This window comes from Mycobacterium sp. (assembly GCF_035603715.1).
GTDB lineage: Bacteria > Actinomycetota > Actinomycetes > Mycobacteriales > Mycobacteriaceae > Mycobacterium.
Genome location: NZ_DATNJW010000282.1, coordinates 1 through 13,520, shown reverse-complemented (window position 1 = coordinate 13,520; position 13,520 = coordinate 1). Strand labels below are relative to the sequence as shown.

Annotated in this window: 8 protein-coding genes; 3 read left to right on the top strand and 5 right to left on the bottom strand. The window is 66.8% G+C overall.

The window, feature by feature from the left end:
* The coding region (locus VN856_RS11805; protein ID WP_325689171.1) for a circularly permuted type 2 ATP-grasp protein at positions 1 to 1,460 on the bottom strand (1,460 nt) is incomplete at its 3' end.
* A gap of 178 nt (positions 1,461 to 1,638) precedes the next feature.
* On the opposite strand from VN856_RS11805, the gene rpsT reads away from it, so the two are divergent.
* Entirely contained in the window at positions 1,639 to 1,905 is a 267-nt protein-coding gene (rpsT, locus tag VN856_RS11800) for a 30S ribosomal protein S20 (protein ID WP_325689169.1), read from the top strand.
* Here the strand turns inward: rpsT and holA are convergent.
* From holA to VN856_RS11785, 3 genes are read right to left on the bottom strand one after another with little or no spacing between them, the layout of a single operon-like run.
* Complete coding sequence (holA, locus tag VN856_RS11795; protein ID WP_325689167.1) at positions 1,902 to 2,864, bottom strand: DNA polymerase III subunit delta; 963 nt, start codon at positions 2,862 to 2,864, stop codon at positions 1,902 to 1,904. The two genes, rpsT and holA, sit on opposite strands and share 4 nt — an antisense overlap.
* 12 nt (positions 2,865 to 2,876) lie before the next feature.
* Positions 2,877 to 4,436, bottom strand: a complete 1,560-nt coding sequence (locus VN856_RS11790; RefSeq protein WP_325689165.1) for a ComEC/Rec2 family competence protein — start codon at positions 4,434 to 4,436, stop codon at positions 2,877 to 2,879.
* A 5-nt stretch (positions 4,437 to 4,441) separates the two neighbouring features.
* Positions 4,442 to 5,278: a ComEA family DNA-binding protein gene (locus VN856_RS11785; RefSeq protein WP_325689163.1), complete on the bottom strand. Its 837-nt coding sequence runs from the start codon at positions 5,276 to 5,278 to the stop codon at positions 4,442 to 4,444.
* 179 nt (positions 5,279 to 5,457) lie between these two features.
* On the opposite strand from VN856_RS11785, the gene VN856_RS11780 reads away from it, so the two are divergent.
* Positions 5,458 to 6,618 (top strand): acyl-CoA dehydrogenase family protein, encoded by a 1,161-nt coding sequence (locus VN856_RS11780; RefSeq protein ID WP_325689161.1) that lies wholly within the window; start codon positions 5,458 to 5,460, stop codon positions 6,616 to 6,618.
* A gap of 13 nt (positions 6,619 to 6,631) precedes the next feature.
* Positions 6,632 to 7,741, top strand: a complete 1,110-nt coding sequence (locus VN856_RS11775) for an acyl-CoA dehydrogenase family protein (RefSeq protein WP_325689159.1) — start codon at positions 6,632 to 6,634, stop codon at positions 7,739 to 7,741.
* A 37-nt stretch (positions 7,742 to 7,778) separates the two neighbouring features.
* Here the strand turns inward: VN856_RS11775 and VN856_RS11770 are convergent.
* On the bottom strand, positions 7,779 to 13,520 hold a 5,742-nt coding region (locus VN856_RS11770), incomplete at its 5' end, for an SDR family NAD(P)-dependent oxidoreductase (RefSeq protein ID WP_414686935.1).

Sequence of the window (13,520 nt, the reverse complement as noted above, 5' to 3'; positions counted from 1 at the left end):
CCGCCCTGGCTGGAGTTGACCACCCGCGACCCTTCGACCAGCGCCACCCGGGTCAGGCCACCGGGCAGCACCCACACGTCGTCACCGTCGTTGACCGCGAACGGCCGCAGATCGACGTAGCGCGGCGTCAGCGTGTCGCCGATCTGCGTCGGGACGGTCGACAGCTGCATCATCGGCTGCGCGATCCAGCCTCGCGGGTCATCGCGAATGCTCTTGCTGATCGCGTTCAGCTCCTTGTTGGACGCTTCCGGGCCGAAGACGATGCCGTAACCACCTGAACCCTCGACGGGTTTGATCACCAGTTCGTGGACTCGGTCGAGCACCTCTTCACGCTCGTCGTCCATCCAACACCGGAAGGTGTCGACGTTGGCGATCAGCGGCTTCTCGCCGAGGTAGTACTCGATGATGGTCGGCACGTAGGTGTAGACGAGCTTGTCGTCGCCCACCCCGTTGCCGATGGCGCTGGAGATCACCACGTTGCCCGCGCGGGCCGCGTTGAGTAGGCCGGCCACGCCCAGCACCGAATCAGGCCGGAACTGCATCGGGTCCAGATAGATGTCGTCGATGCGCCGGTAGATGACGTCGACCTGCACCTCTCCCTCGGTGGTGCGCATGTAGACCTGGTTGTCCCGGCAGAACAGGTCACGGCCTTCGACCAGCTCTACGCCCATCTGGCGGGCCAGCAGCGAATGCTCGAAATACGCCGAGTTGTAGACGCCCGGCGTCAGCACCACCACCGTCGGGTCGGCCTCGTTGGTGGCCGCGGAATTACGCAGCGCCCGCAGCAGGTGCGCTGCGTAGTCGTCCACCGCACGCACCCGGTGGCTGGCGAACAGGTTCGGGAAGACCCGCGCCATCGTCCGCCGGTTCTCCATCACATAAGACACTCCCGACGGCGACCGCAGGTTGTCTTCGAGGACCCGCCAGGTGCCCTTCTCGTCGCGGATCATGTCGATGCCGGCAACGTGGATACGCACGCCGTTGGGCGGCATGATGCCGACGGCCTGACGGTGGAAATGCTCGCAAGAGGTGATCAGCCGGCGCGGGATGACGCCGTCACGCAGGATCTCCTGATCGCCGTAGATGTCGTCGAGATATGCCTCGAGTGCCTTGACGCGCTGGGTGATGCCACGCTCCAGCCGCGTCCACTCGGCGGCCGAGATGACTCGCGGGACCTGGTCCAGCGGAAACGGCCGCTCCTGGCCGGACAGCGAGAACGTGATGCCCTGGTCGACGAAGGCCCGGCTCAGCGCCTCGGCGCGGTCGTCGAGGTCGGCGGAATCCGATGGCGCCAGCTCTCGATAGATGCCCTTGTAGGGGCCGCGAACGTTTCCCTGCGCGTCGAACATCTCGTCGAAGGCTTCCGCGTAGCTACCACCCGCCGCGTTGTAGCCGTCAAAGATCTGCTCGTAGACCGACTGCGGCTTGCTGCGCTGTTGCCGTTTGGTTTCTCCGGGCAAGGTTCGAAGGGCCACTGTGCCATGCTGCATCAGATCTGCCTGCTGCGCAGGCCGTCGGTCTTCGCTTTGGGTGAATGCATCCGGGACTGATACCCTAGGCAGTCGCCGCTTAAGCGTGAGATCGCGCTACGGCAAACCGTGACACCACAAGCCGCTGAGATTTACGAAGGAAAAACGCGTGGCCAACATCAAGTCGCAGCAAAAGCGCAACCGCACCAACGAGCGCAATCGACTGCGCAACAAGTCGGTGAAGTCGTCGCTTCGCACGGCGGTCCGCCATTTCCGTGAGGCCGCCGAGGCGGGCGAGAAGGACAAGGCCGCCGAACTGCTGGTCTCCACCAGCCGCCAGCTGGACAAGGCAGCCAGCAAAGGTGTGATCCACAAGAATCAGGCCGCCAACAAGAAGTCGGCGCTGGCACACGCTCTCCACAAGCTCGGCAGCTAGTCCGCGACGAGCTCGGCAACCTTTCTCACCGCTGCTTCCAACGCATAGTCCGCGTCCGCGGCTGCGCCTTTCACGTCGGCGTTCAGCGCGGCCACTAGCCGCATCGCGGTAGCCACCGAGTCACGCGACCATCGTCGCGCCTGCTTTTGCGCCTTCTGCACCCGCCACGGTGGCATTCCCAGTTCGGCGGCCAGCCGGTAGGGGTCGCCGGAGAGCGACCCCACCCGCCCGATGCTGTGGATGGCTTCGGCCAGCGCGTCCGCCAGCACCACGTGCGGCTCGCCGCGCAGCATCGCCCAGCGCAGCGCTTCGACGGCTCCCTCGACATCGCCGACCACGGCTTTGTCGGCGATATCGAAGCCTTTCACCTCGGCCCTGCCGCTGTGGTAGCGCCGCACCGCGGCGGCGTCGACGTGCCCGCCGGTGTCGGCCACCAATTGTGAACAGGCCGAAGCGAGTTCGCGTAGATCAGAACCGACCGCATCGAGCAGCGCGGCCAGCGCGTCGTCGTCGACCTTGACCTTGCACGCGCGAAATTCCTTGCGGACGAAGTCCAAGCGTTCGCCGGCCTTGGTGATCCGCGCGCACGGATGCACCTGTGCGCCCAGCGCGCGAATCTGATTCGCCAGCGCCTTGGCTCGCCCGCCACCCGAATGGACGATCACCAGCTCGGTGCCCTGCGGGACATCCGCCGCGGCGTTCGCGATCAATTCGGCGGCTTCCTTACCGGCTTCTCCGGCGGCTTCCAATACGACGACGCGCTCGTCGGCGAACAGCGACGGGCTCAACAGTTCGGCCAACTCGTAGACACCGACGTCGCCGGCCCGCACCCGGTTCACCGGGACGTCGTCGGTGCCGGCGCGCCGACGTGCCGCGCGCAGCACGTCAGCGACGGCGCGCTCGACCAACAGCTCCTCATCCCCCAGTACGAGATGCAATGCCGAATCCTGCTGGCTCACCGGTTGATCGTGTCACGTCCGGCCGACAGGGCCGCCGGGCCCTGTCAGCAGACCCGACAACGACCAGGCGAGCAGCGCGCAGGCTGCCAGCGCCAGGCCGGCCCGGAACCATCGCCAGCGCCACAGCAGCACGGTCAGCAGCCCTGCGACGCCGACGGCCAGCACACCGGCGATCCCGTCCGGTACTGGCACACTTGCCGCGGGGATATTCGTGGCCCAATGCGCGATGCGCAACAACCACCACAGTTCGGGGCCGGTGAACCGGATCAGCAGCTGCGCCCCGGACGGCCAGAACAGGCACAGCGCGGCCGCGGCCGTGCCGAGCACGGTGATCGGCGCGATCAGCGCCGCGACCGCGAGATTGGCCGCCGCCGACACCAGGCTCACCCGGCCGGAGATGCCGGCGATCAGCGGCGCCGTCACCAACTGCGCGGCACACGCCACGCACACGGCGTCGGCCAGCGGTTTGGGCCAACCCGCCGCGACCAGCCGGCGAGACCAGATCGGCGCGATGACCACCAGCGCGGCCGTCGCCACCACCGACAACGCCAGGCCCACGTCGACCGCCAACTGCGGCGCGACCACCATCAACAACAGCACGGTGCCGGCCAACGCCGGAATCGCTTGCCGGCGCCGTGACGACAGCACACCCACCAAAGCGATCGCGCCCATCACCGCCGCCCGCAACACGCTGGCAGTCGGCTGCACCACGATGACGAACAGCACCAAAGCGATGCCGGCCAACGCCACCGCGGCCCGCGGGCCGATCAGGCGGGATGAGAACAGCACCGCTCCGCAGACGATCGTGACATTCGCCCCGGACACCGCGGTCAGGTGCGTCAGACCGGCCGTGCGGAATTCTTGCCCGGTCACCGGGCTGACGGTGGACATATCGCCCAGGACCAACGCCGGCAGCATCGCCGCCTGGTCAGCGGACAGCACGCGACGAGCCGTGTCCGCGAACCCCGCCCGGACCGCGTAGGCAGCCCGATGCACCGGCCCGGCGCGGCCGGTGGTCGGCCTACCGATCGCAGTAACTACGGCCACCGTCAGATCGTGACGCTTGGGCGGGGTTATTCTGGCGCGAAACCGCATCGGCTGGCCGACCATCACCGCGCCGAAGTCGCGCGCGGGCGCGAAAACAACTGCGCGGCCATAAGTCTCGCTGCTCCCCAGTTGACGCAGCACAGCGTGGAACAGCAGCCGTCCGTGGCCGACTGGTATGGCGCTTTCGGTGGGCGTGACCGCCACCTCCACGCTGGTGCCGAATGCCGCGACGATCGGGTGGTGAGCGACTGCGTTGGCGCGCAACGCGATCGCGAACCCGAAACCCGCACCGACGACGCCCGCGGCGGCCAAGCCGATGCCGATCGTCCGCATCCGCGACCGCTGCGCGCCGGCACGCCACAGCAGCGCGCCGGACAGACTGCCGGCCGCACACAGCGTCCCGACGATGTTCCCGATCGGCCACACGATTCCCGCGGCTGTCACCAGCCAACTGGTCACCGCGGCCGGCACCAGACGCGCATCCAGCCGCGCCGTCGTCGGGCCGGCGCTGGATGATTGCGCCACCTGCCTCAGACACGGACCAGTGGGCGCAGCTTTTCCAGCCGCCCGGGACCAATGCCGTCGACCTCCCCCAGCTGGTCGACGCTGGTGAACTTTCCGTGAGCGTTCCGCCAGGCAACGATGGCGGCCGCCCGCACCGGCCCGACGCCGGGCAGAGTGTCCAACTGCTCCACGGTGGCCGTGTTGAGATCGACCTGCGCGCTCGGGGCGCCTTTCGTCGGTCGAGACGTAGTGCTGGGTGTGGCGGGAGCCGCCGAACCGGGACTCACGGAACTACCCAGGGTAGCGCGCTGCCCATTGACCGGCGCCATCCCCACCACAATCTGCTCGCCGTCATCGACCTGACGAGCCATGTTGAGCCCGACGGTGTCCGCGCCGTCGGTGATGCCACCGGCGGCCTTCAGCGCGTCGGCGATGCGCGCCCCGGGCGTCAGCGTGACGAGACCGGGCGTGTGCACCAGACCGACCACGCTGACCACCACCGGCTGGTTGGGCCTAGTTGAAGGCCCAGGACTAGGGCCGTGGCTCGCCGTGGCCGCCATGTCAACCGGCGGCAGTTTGGCCGACATCACGGGTGCGGGCTGCTCTCGCATCAGCGTGAAGACGGTGACCAGCACCGCGATCGCCGCGATCGCGGCCAAAGCGATCGCGCCCGCGCGGCCCGGGTCGGCGCGCACCTTGGCCAGCCAGCCGCCGTCGTCCTGCGCCGAACCGTCCGGAACCCAGCGTGGCAACAGCGAGTTCGGGTCGGTGTCGGGATCGTCGTTGTCGTCGGATTGCGCGACCGTGCTCGGCTGGGCGCCGAGTCGGCGGTGCAATCGTTCGGCGGGCAGTTCTGTTCGCATGGGTCGACGGTAGGGCCGTCGACCGTCGCGAAAACGTCGTCGAACCGCTGAGAAGCAGTGCCTGTGGATCGGCTGACGACTGTGCATGAACGATTCAGCGTCGAGCCGCCTGACTGGTTGGTTGGTCGGCCGGATAACGTGCATTACAGGACCGTCTGATCCAGCTAGAGGAGACTGCCGTGCAACTGGCACTCACGAAGGACGAAGCCGCCTTCCGCGACGAGCTACGCGAGATTTATACAACGAAGATCCCCACGGAAATCCGCGAGCGGAGCCGCGCGGGCGAAGGCCTCGACCGCGACGACATCGCGACCAGCCACAAGATCCTCAACGAGCACGGACTCGCGGTGCCCAGCTGGCCCGTCGAATGGGGCGGCAAGGACTGGACGCCGGCTCAGCATCAGATCTGGCTGGACGAGATGCAGCTGGCCTCCGTGCCGGAGCCGCTGAACTTCAACGCGAAGATGGTCGGCCCGGTCATCGCCGAGTTCGGGTCGCAGGCGATCAAGGAGCGCTTTCTCCCGCCCACGGCTGCCCTGGACATCTGGTGGTGCCAAGGCTTCTCCGAGCCCGAAGCCGGTTCGGACTTGGCCTCGCTGCGCACCACCGCGCTGCGCGACGGCGACAGCTACGTCGTCAATGGGCAGAAGACGTGGACCACGCTCGGCCAGTACGCGGACTGGATTTTCTGCCTGGTGCGCACCGACCCGCAAGCACCCAAGAAGCAGGCCGGTATCTCGTTCTTGCTCATCGATTTGGACACCCCAGGCATCACTATGCGCCCGATCAAGTTGATCGACGGCAGCGTCGAGGTCAACGAAGTGTTCTTCGAGGACGTCCGGGTGCCCGCCGATCAGCTTGTCGGAGAAGAGAATCAGGGCTGGAGTTACGCCAAGTTTCTGCTGGGCAACGAGCGGACCGGTATCGCGCAGGTGGGCCGCACCAAGGTCAAGATCGCTGACGTCAAGAAGCGTGCCGCCGAAAAAGGCCTGCTGGATGATCCGCTGTTCGCCGCCCGGGTCGCCGAAGCCGAAAACGACTTGCTGGCATTGGAACTCACCCAAATGCGGGTCGCGTCCGGTTCCAAGGAGGGCAAGCCCAACCCGGCATCGTCCGTGCTCAAGCTGCGCGGCAGCCAGTTGCAACAGATCGCAACGGAACTGCTCGTCGAGGTCGCCGGTCCGGACGCGCTGCCGTTCGAAGCCGGCAACGAGATCGCGTCGCCGTCATGGGCACAGGGCAGCGCACCGCACTACCTGAACTACCGCAAGACATCGATCTACGGCGGCAGCAACGAAGTTCAGCGCACCATCATCGCGTCGACCATTCTCGGCTTGTAAGGCAGGAACAGACATGGACTTTCAACTGAGCGAAGAACAGACGCTGCTTCGCGACACCACTCGCGATCTGCTCGCGCGGAGTTATGACGCGGAGAGTCGGATCAAAGCCGTCGAGTCCGACCTGGGCTGGAGCCGAGAGGTGTGGACGCAGCTGGCCGAGACCGGGATCCTCGGACTGGGATTCGACCCCGACGAGGCCGGGCAGATCGAGGTGATCACCGTGCTCACCGAAGTCGGACGCCGGCTGGCGCCCGAACCGGTCGTGCACGCGGCGCTGGGGCCCGGCGCGATCATCGCCGAAGTCGGCAACGACGCACAAAAGGAGCTGCTCGGGGAAGTCGCCGAGGGTCAGCGGCTGCTGGCGTTCGCGCACCTGGAGCCCGGGGCACGCGGGACCCTCAGTGACAACGTCGCGACAACGGCGGTGCAGCAAGGTGATTCGTGGGTGCTGACCGGACACAAGAACCCGGTGTTGGCCGGCGACTCGGCCGACACCCTGGTGGTCAGCGCGAAGCTACCCGACGGCGGAGTCGGGTTGTTCCTGGTCGACGGTGACGCCGTCAGCCGCCACCCGTACCGCACCTTCGACGGTCAGCGCGGCGCGCAGATCGACCTGGACAACGCCGCCGGCGAACCCCTCGGCGATGCGGTGGACGCGTCGACGGCGATCCGCAACGGCCTGGTCCGCATCCAGTCCGCGCTGTGCGCCGAGGCGGTCGGCGTGATGGAGGAAGCGCTGCGTCTGACCACCGATTACCTCAAGCAGCGCAAGCAGTTCGGCGTCACCTTGAACACCTTCCAGACGCTGACCCAGCGGTCCGCCGACATGTACGTGTCGCTGGAACTGGCCCGCAGCATGAACCTCTACGCCGGCCTCTCCGTCGCCGACGGCAACTTCGACCCAGTGATCGCGGCGCGCGCCAAGCTCCAGATCGGCCGGTCCGGCCGCCACATCAGCCAGGAGGCCATCCAGTTGCACGGTGGCATCGGGATGACCAACGAATACCCGGTTGGTCATTACGCGGCGCGGCTGACCGCGATCGACCACACCCTCGGGTCGACGCGAGATCAACTGCACGTGCTGATCGATCAGGTCAGCGACTACGACATCGTCACGCTGTAAAGCCTGAGCACCTGTAACGAGATCGACGCCTAGAGCATCAACTCTGCTCGGAGGCCGGGTCATGCTCCGCCGCCGTAGGAGACCCCGAGCCATTCGACGAGCCGTTCGACGAGCCGTTCGACGAGGAGGTCGCCGTCTCCGCTTGCGCTTCACCAGAATCCGGCTCCGGGCTCTCCGCTGTCGGCGCATCTGAAGGGGCGGCCGTCTCGGCCTCCGGTTCCGCATCGGGTAGCTGAGCCGCGAGGTATTCGCCGAGCCCGCCGATGGTCGGGTAGTCGAACACCGCGGTCGCGTTGATGGTGAATTTGCCACCGAACTGGCTGTGCAACCGGTTTCGGAGTTCGACGGCCATCAGTGAGTCGGTGCCCAGGTCCAGGAACCGGCTCGTTGCGGCCGGCGGTGACGCGAGTCGCAGGAAGCCCTGCACTTCGCGTTGCAGGAATTCGGTGATGAAGCCGGCTCGCTGCGCCACCGGTATCACCTGCAGTTGCTTGAGCAACTCACTGTCGACCACCTCGGCCATGTCACTCGGCAACACCAGATCCAGGATCGGTGGCCGTGAACTGCCCAGCACCTTCGCCGCACGCGCCCAGTTGGCCTTCAGGATGGTTGCCTGTCCGGTGCCATTGGCGACCACCTCGGCGAGTGCACCCAGCGCACCCGCCGAATCCAGCGGAAGCAGACCCTGCGCACTGATGTTGGCACTGGCGGCCTCCGACGACGCCATACCGCCCCCACCCCAAGGACCGAAGTTGATACCGGTGGCGGGCAGGCCGTGCGCTTTGCGGTCCGCGATCAAACCGTCGAGCAACGCGTTGGCCGTCGAGTAGTTGGCCTGACCCGGGGAGCCGAGCAAGCTCGACACCGACGAGGACACAATAAAGAAGTCGAGCTTGTCGTCCCTCGTCAGTCGGTCCAGGTGGAGGGCGCCGAACGCCTTGGGCGCCAACGTGGTCCGGAATCGGTCCAGGTCCTGCTGGGTAAGCAGGGCGTCGTCGAGCACTCCTGCTAGATGTGCGACCCCGGCGAGCTGCGGCAACTCCGCGCGGATGCGCTCCAACAGCTTCTCGACGTCCGACTCCACGCCGACATCGGCCGAGAAGGTGTGGATGCGGCACTTGTAGCGCTCGGTGATCTCCTCGATCGTCTGTTGCGCCTCCGCGCTCGGCTCCCGTCGGCTGGTCAGCACGATGTCGCCGGCCCCGAGTTGGGCGAGGTACGACGCCGTGCTCAGACCGATGGCACCGAGCCCACCGGTGATCAGATAGCTCCGATCACCGCGCGGTTGCAGCGGAGTCGGCATCTGGCACACGATCTTTCCGATGTGCCGGGCCTGCTGCATGCGGCGGAACGCCGTCCTGGCCTCCGTCAGCGGATAGACCTCGGCGGGCAGCGGTGTCCACTCCCCCTTGGCCAGCCCGTCCGATACCTCAGTGAGCAAGTCGCGGATGCGCTCGGGTTCGGTGAACATCACGGTGTCCAACGCGACGATCTCGTAGGCGATGTCGGGTCGGGCCTCGGCCATCTGCTCGGGAGTCCAGATGTCGCGCTTGGCGATCTCGGCGAACCGGCCGTTCTGGGCAGTCGCCCGGATGGTCGCTTCGACGAACCCTTCGCTGGTCAAGCTGTTGAGCACCACGTCGACACCGGCACCGTCGGTGTCCGCGAGGATCTGGTCGGCGAAATCGGTTGTGCGCGAGTCGTACACATGCTTCACGCCGAGTTTGCGCAGCGTCGCCCGCTTGAAGGTGCTCGCAGTCGCGTAGACCTCGGCACCGTGATGTTGCGCCATCTGGATGGCCGCCAATCCGACACCACCACTGGCGGCGTGGATGAGCACCTTGTCGCCGGGGTTCAGCTTCGCCCAGTCGAACGAGAGCCGAACCGTGAGCGCCGCGGCCGGAATGGTTGCGGCGTCAACCGCGCTCACCCCGTCCGGGATCGGCGCCAGGAACTGGGCCGGCACGTTGAACCGGCTGGCGAACGCGCCCTGCATGGAGCCGTAGACCCGCTGACCGACCTCCAGTCCGGTGACGCCCTCACCCAATTGGGTTACGGTGCCGGCGAAGTCGCCGCCGACCGGCCCCGGGTCACCCGGGTAGAGGCCCAACACGTTGAGCACATCGCGGAAGTTCAGGCCCGCGGCTTCGACCCGCACCTGCACGTAACCCTCGTCCGGCGCCGACACTTCCGCCTCGGTCAGACGCAGGTTGTCGATCGCGCCACGTTCGGTGGGAAGCAGGGCGTAGTCGTCTGCCCGCGGCACCGTCAGGTTGCCGCTGCGCGACCACTGCAGCAATCGAGATGCCAGGAACCTTCCTTGGCGCAGTGCGAGTTCCGGTTCGTCGACTGGTACGCCGAGCAAGCCGGCCAACGAGCGCGCGGCCCCCTCTGCTCCGTCGGAATCGATGAGCCTGCAACGCAAGCCCGGCTCCTCGTTGATGATGGTGCGTCCGAGTCCCCACAGCGCAGCCTGCACCGGGTCAACCGGTTCGCTGGCTTCGGTCGCCACGCCTCGTTCGGTGACGATCCACAGTCCGCCAGGCAGTTTCACCTCGCCGCCTTGCAATGTGTGCACGGCGCTGAGCAGGCCGGTAATCTCGGCCTCCAGTCGGGCGGCGGACTCAGCGGTCGACTCGTCCGCAGTCGGTCCGGCGCCGCGCCAGACGATGCCCGAGATCGGCATCCCCTTCTCGTGGGCCTGCGACAACAGCTGTCCCAGCAGCTCTGGATCGGTGATCCGGTCGAATGAGATGCAGCCCGGTACCTGGGCCGCAAGTTCGCCGTCCCCGGCAATCAGCCATGTGCCGCTGACGTTCCCGGCGTCATCGCTCGGCGGCGGCACCTCGTGCCAACCGACTGTGTACAGCAGCCGGGTCGTGTCGCCACCGAGGCCGCGCAGCAGCGCCTCTCGCGGCGCCCGCTTGACGGTGAAGCCTTTGATCCCACCCAGATTGCGGCCGTCTCGATCGATGTAGTCGAGGTCGAAGACCTGGGTTTCGCTGTCGAGTTCATTGGTGTGCCATTTCGCACGGCAGTAGAACCGGCGAGGCATCTTCTCCCGCAACGTCACTCGCTCGTAGCGCAACGGCAGGAACAAGACGTTGACGCCCTGTTCGGCTGCGCGCAGCGCCGGGAACGCGGGGAAGGCCACACCGGTGCACAGGTCCATCAAGACTGGATGCATCGGCTCGGTTCCGAGGTTCTCGGAGAGCTCTTCGCCGACGGAGATGTCGCCGATCGCCTCGCCCTCGCCGAGCCACAGCGACTTCAGCGATCCAGACCAGTTCGGTCCCCACGACAATTCCATGTCGTCGAAAGTCTCGAACAGCTCCTGCGGGCGCATGCGCTCCATCCGCTCGATTGCTGTGTCAACGGGTTCCACTGGATCGGCTTCCGGCTCGTCTCCGGCGCCGGCGACCGCCGTCCCGTCCGCGTTCAACGACCACTCGGCGTCGCTAACACCGTAAGGGCGGCTGTGCACCTGGAATTTCCAGCCGTCGCCGTCATCAAGCGGATGGAGCAGCAGCTGCACCTCACGAGAAGCCTTCTCCGGCAATATGATCGGCTCGTAGAAGAAGACCTCTTTGACGTGCGCAGGCGTGCCAACCGCAGCCAGAGCCATCGCGGCATACGTGGCACCAGGAACGACGACGGTGCCGTAGATCACGTGGTCGGACAGCCACGGTTGCGACTTGACCGACAGCCTGCTGGTGTAGACGGAGTCGCCGGAAGCGAGATCCTTTCCGCTGCCCAGCAGTCCGGACGTCGCAGGACCGTCGACGGTGATCGCCGAGCTCTTCGGCCAGAAGCGACGGCGCTGGAATGGATACGTGGGCAGTTCCAGCTTGCGGCCACGCTCCGGGTGCAGCGCGGCGAACGTGGGCCGGTGTCCGCTGACGTAGGCATTGGCCAACGCATCAGCGATCTGGCCACGGTCACCGACACCCTTACGCAGCGACACGATCGCACGCGGCGCGGCCAGATGCTCCGGCCACACCTGCACCGCGGCCCCGGTGAGCACCGGCTGCGGGCCGATCTCCATCAGCACCGAGCAGCCCAGCGCCGCAACGGTACGAACGCTCTCGGCGAACTGCACCGGCTGGCGGGAATGCCGCCGCCAATACTGCGCATCCAGCGGGGTTTCCGTCGTCAGGATGGCGCCGGTGCGGTTGCAGACCAGTGGCAACGTCGGCACCGCGTACTCGAATTGGCTTGCGAACGACTCGAACTCACCGAGCACCGGGTCCAGCAACTCCGAGTGGAAGGCGTGGCTGGTTTCCAGCCACGTGCAGCGCACCCCGTCCTCGCTAAACTTGGCGACGACCTGCTCGAGGTCTTCTCCTGGACCCGAAAGCACGGTGTTGGGGCCGTTGTACGCCCCGACCGACACCTTCGGAAATTCGCCGGCAATCTGCTCGACGAGCTTGGGGTCGGCGAATACCGCCACCATCCGTCCGCCCGCGGGCAGACTGCCGAACAGCCGTCCGCGCTCGGCCATCAGCCGCACACCGTCTTCGAGGCTGAACACCCCGGCGACGCATGCCGCCGCGTACTGACCCACACTGTGCCCCAGGACCACATCGGGCTCGATGCCCCACGACTGCCACAATCGGGCCAGACCCATTTCGATCGCAAACAGCGCCGGCTGCGCAAATGACGTGTGCTTTAGCGTTTCCCCGGCCTTGCCACCGGTCTCGCGGTCGGTGGCGAAGATCACCTCCAACAGCGGCTGCGGCAAGATCTCGCTGACCGCCTCGGCGCAGCGTTTCACCGTCTCCGCGAAAACCGGCTCAGCGTCGAACAATTCGCGTGCCATACCTGGGTACTGGCTGCCCTGACCGGTGAACAGCCACGCCGTCGTGGGCCGGTCGGTGCATTCGCCGCGGACCACACCGGGACGCTGCTGGCCGGCGGCCAAGTCGGCGAGACCCGCGCCCGCACTCTGCACGGACTCCACCACGAGCCCAGCGCGGTGCTCGAAGTGCGAGCGACCCACTCCGGCCGTGCGGCACACCTCGGCGATGTCGGCATCCGGGTTAATGGTCAGCCAGGACGCGTAGCGCTGTGCCAATTCCACCAGCGCCTCTGGGGAGCGCGCCGACAGCGGCAGCACGTTGACCGACTCTTCCTTGCCGCTCGGGTCCGGCGTTGCCACGAGGTCGTCAGTCGATTCTTCGTCGATGATCACCGGCTGTGCCGCCGGAGCCTCCTCGATCAGCACGTGAGCGTTGGTACCGGTAAATCCGAACGAACTCACCCCGGCCCGACGCGGCCGGCCATCGGGCTCCCACGGGGTCAGCTTGTCGACGACCTTCACCGGCAGTGTGCCCCAAGGGATGTGCGGTGACGGGTTATCGAAGTGCAAGCTCTGCGGCAGCTCCCGGTGCTGCAGGGACAGCACGACCTTGATCAGACCCGCGGCTCCGGATGCCGATTCGGTGTGACCGATGTTGCTCTTGACCGATCCCATCAGCAGCGGCCGGTTGGCGTCACGGGCGGCACCGTAAATAGCACCGGCCGCCTGCACCTCGATCGGGTCGCCGAGCGGCGTACCGGTTCCGTGCGCCTCGAGGTAGTCGACGTCGCCGCCGGCCAGGCCGGCCCGGGCCAGCGCGGTGGAGATAAGCCGTTGCTGTGCACCACCATTGGGCACAGTCAGACCGCTGGACGCGCCGTCCTGGTTGACGGCGCTGCCCGGGATCACCGCGGCAATCCGGTCGCCGTCGCGCTCCGCGTCGCTGAGCCGCTTGAGCACCAGGATCCCGCAGCCTTCACT

Bases quoted from the DNA above. Each gene is read 5' to 3' on its own strand.
- VN856_RS11785 (WP_325689163.1), bottom strand. From the start codon at position 5,278: ATGCGAACAGAACTGCCCGCCGAACGATTGCACCGCCGACTCGGCGCC.
- VN856_RS11775 (WP_325689159.1), top strand. From the start codon at position 6,632: ATGGACTTTCAACTGAGCGAAGAACAGACGCTGCTTCGCGACACCACT.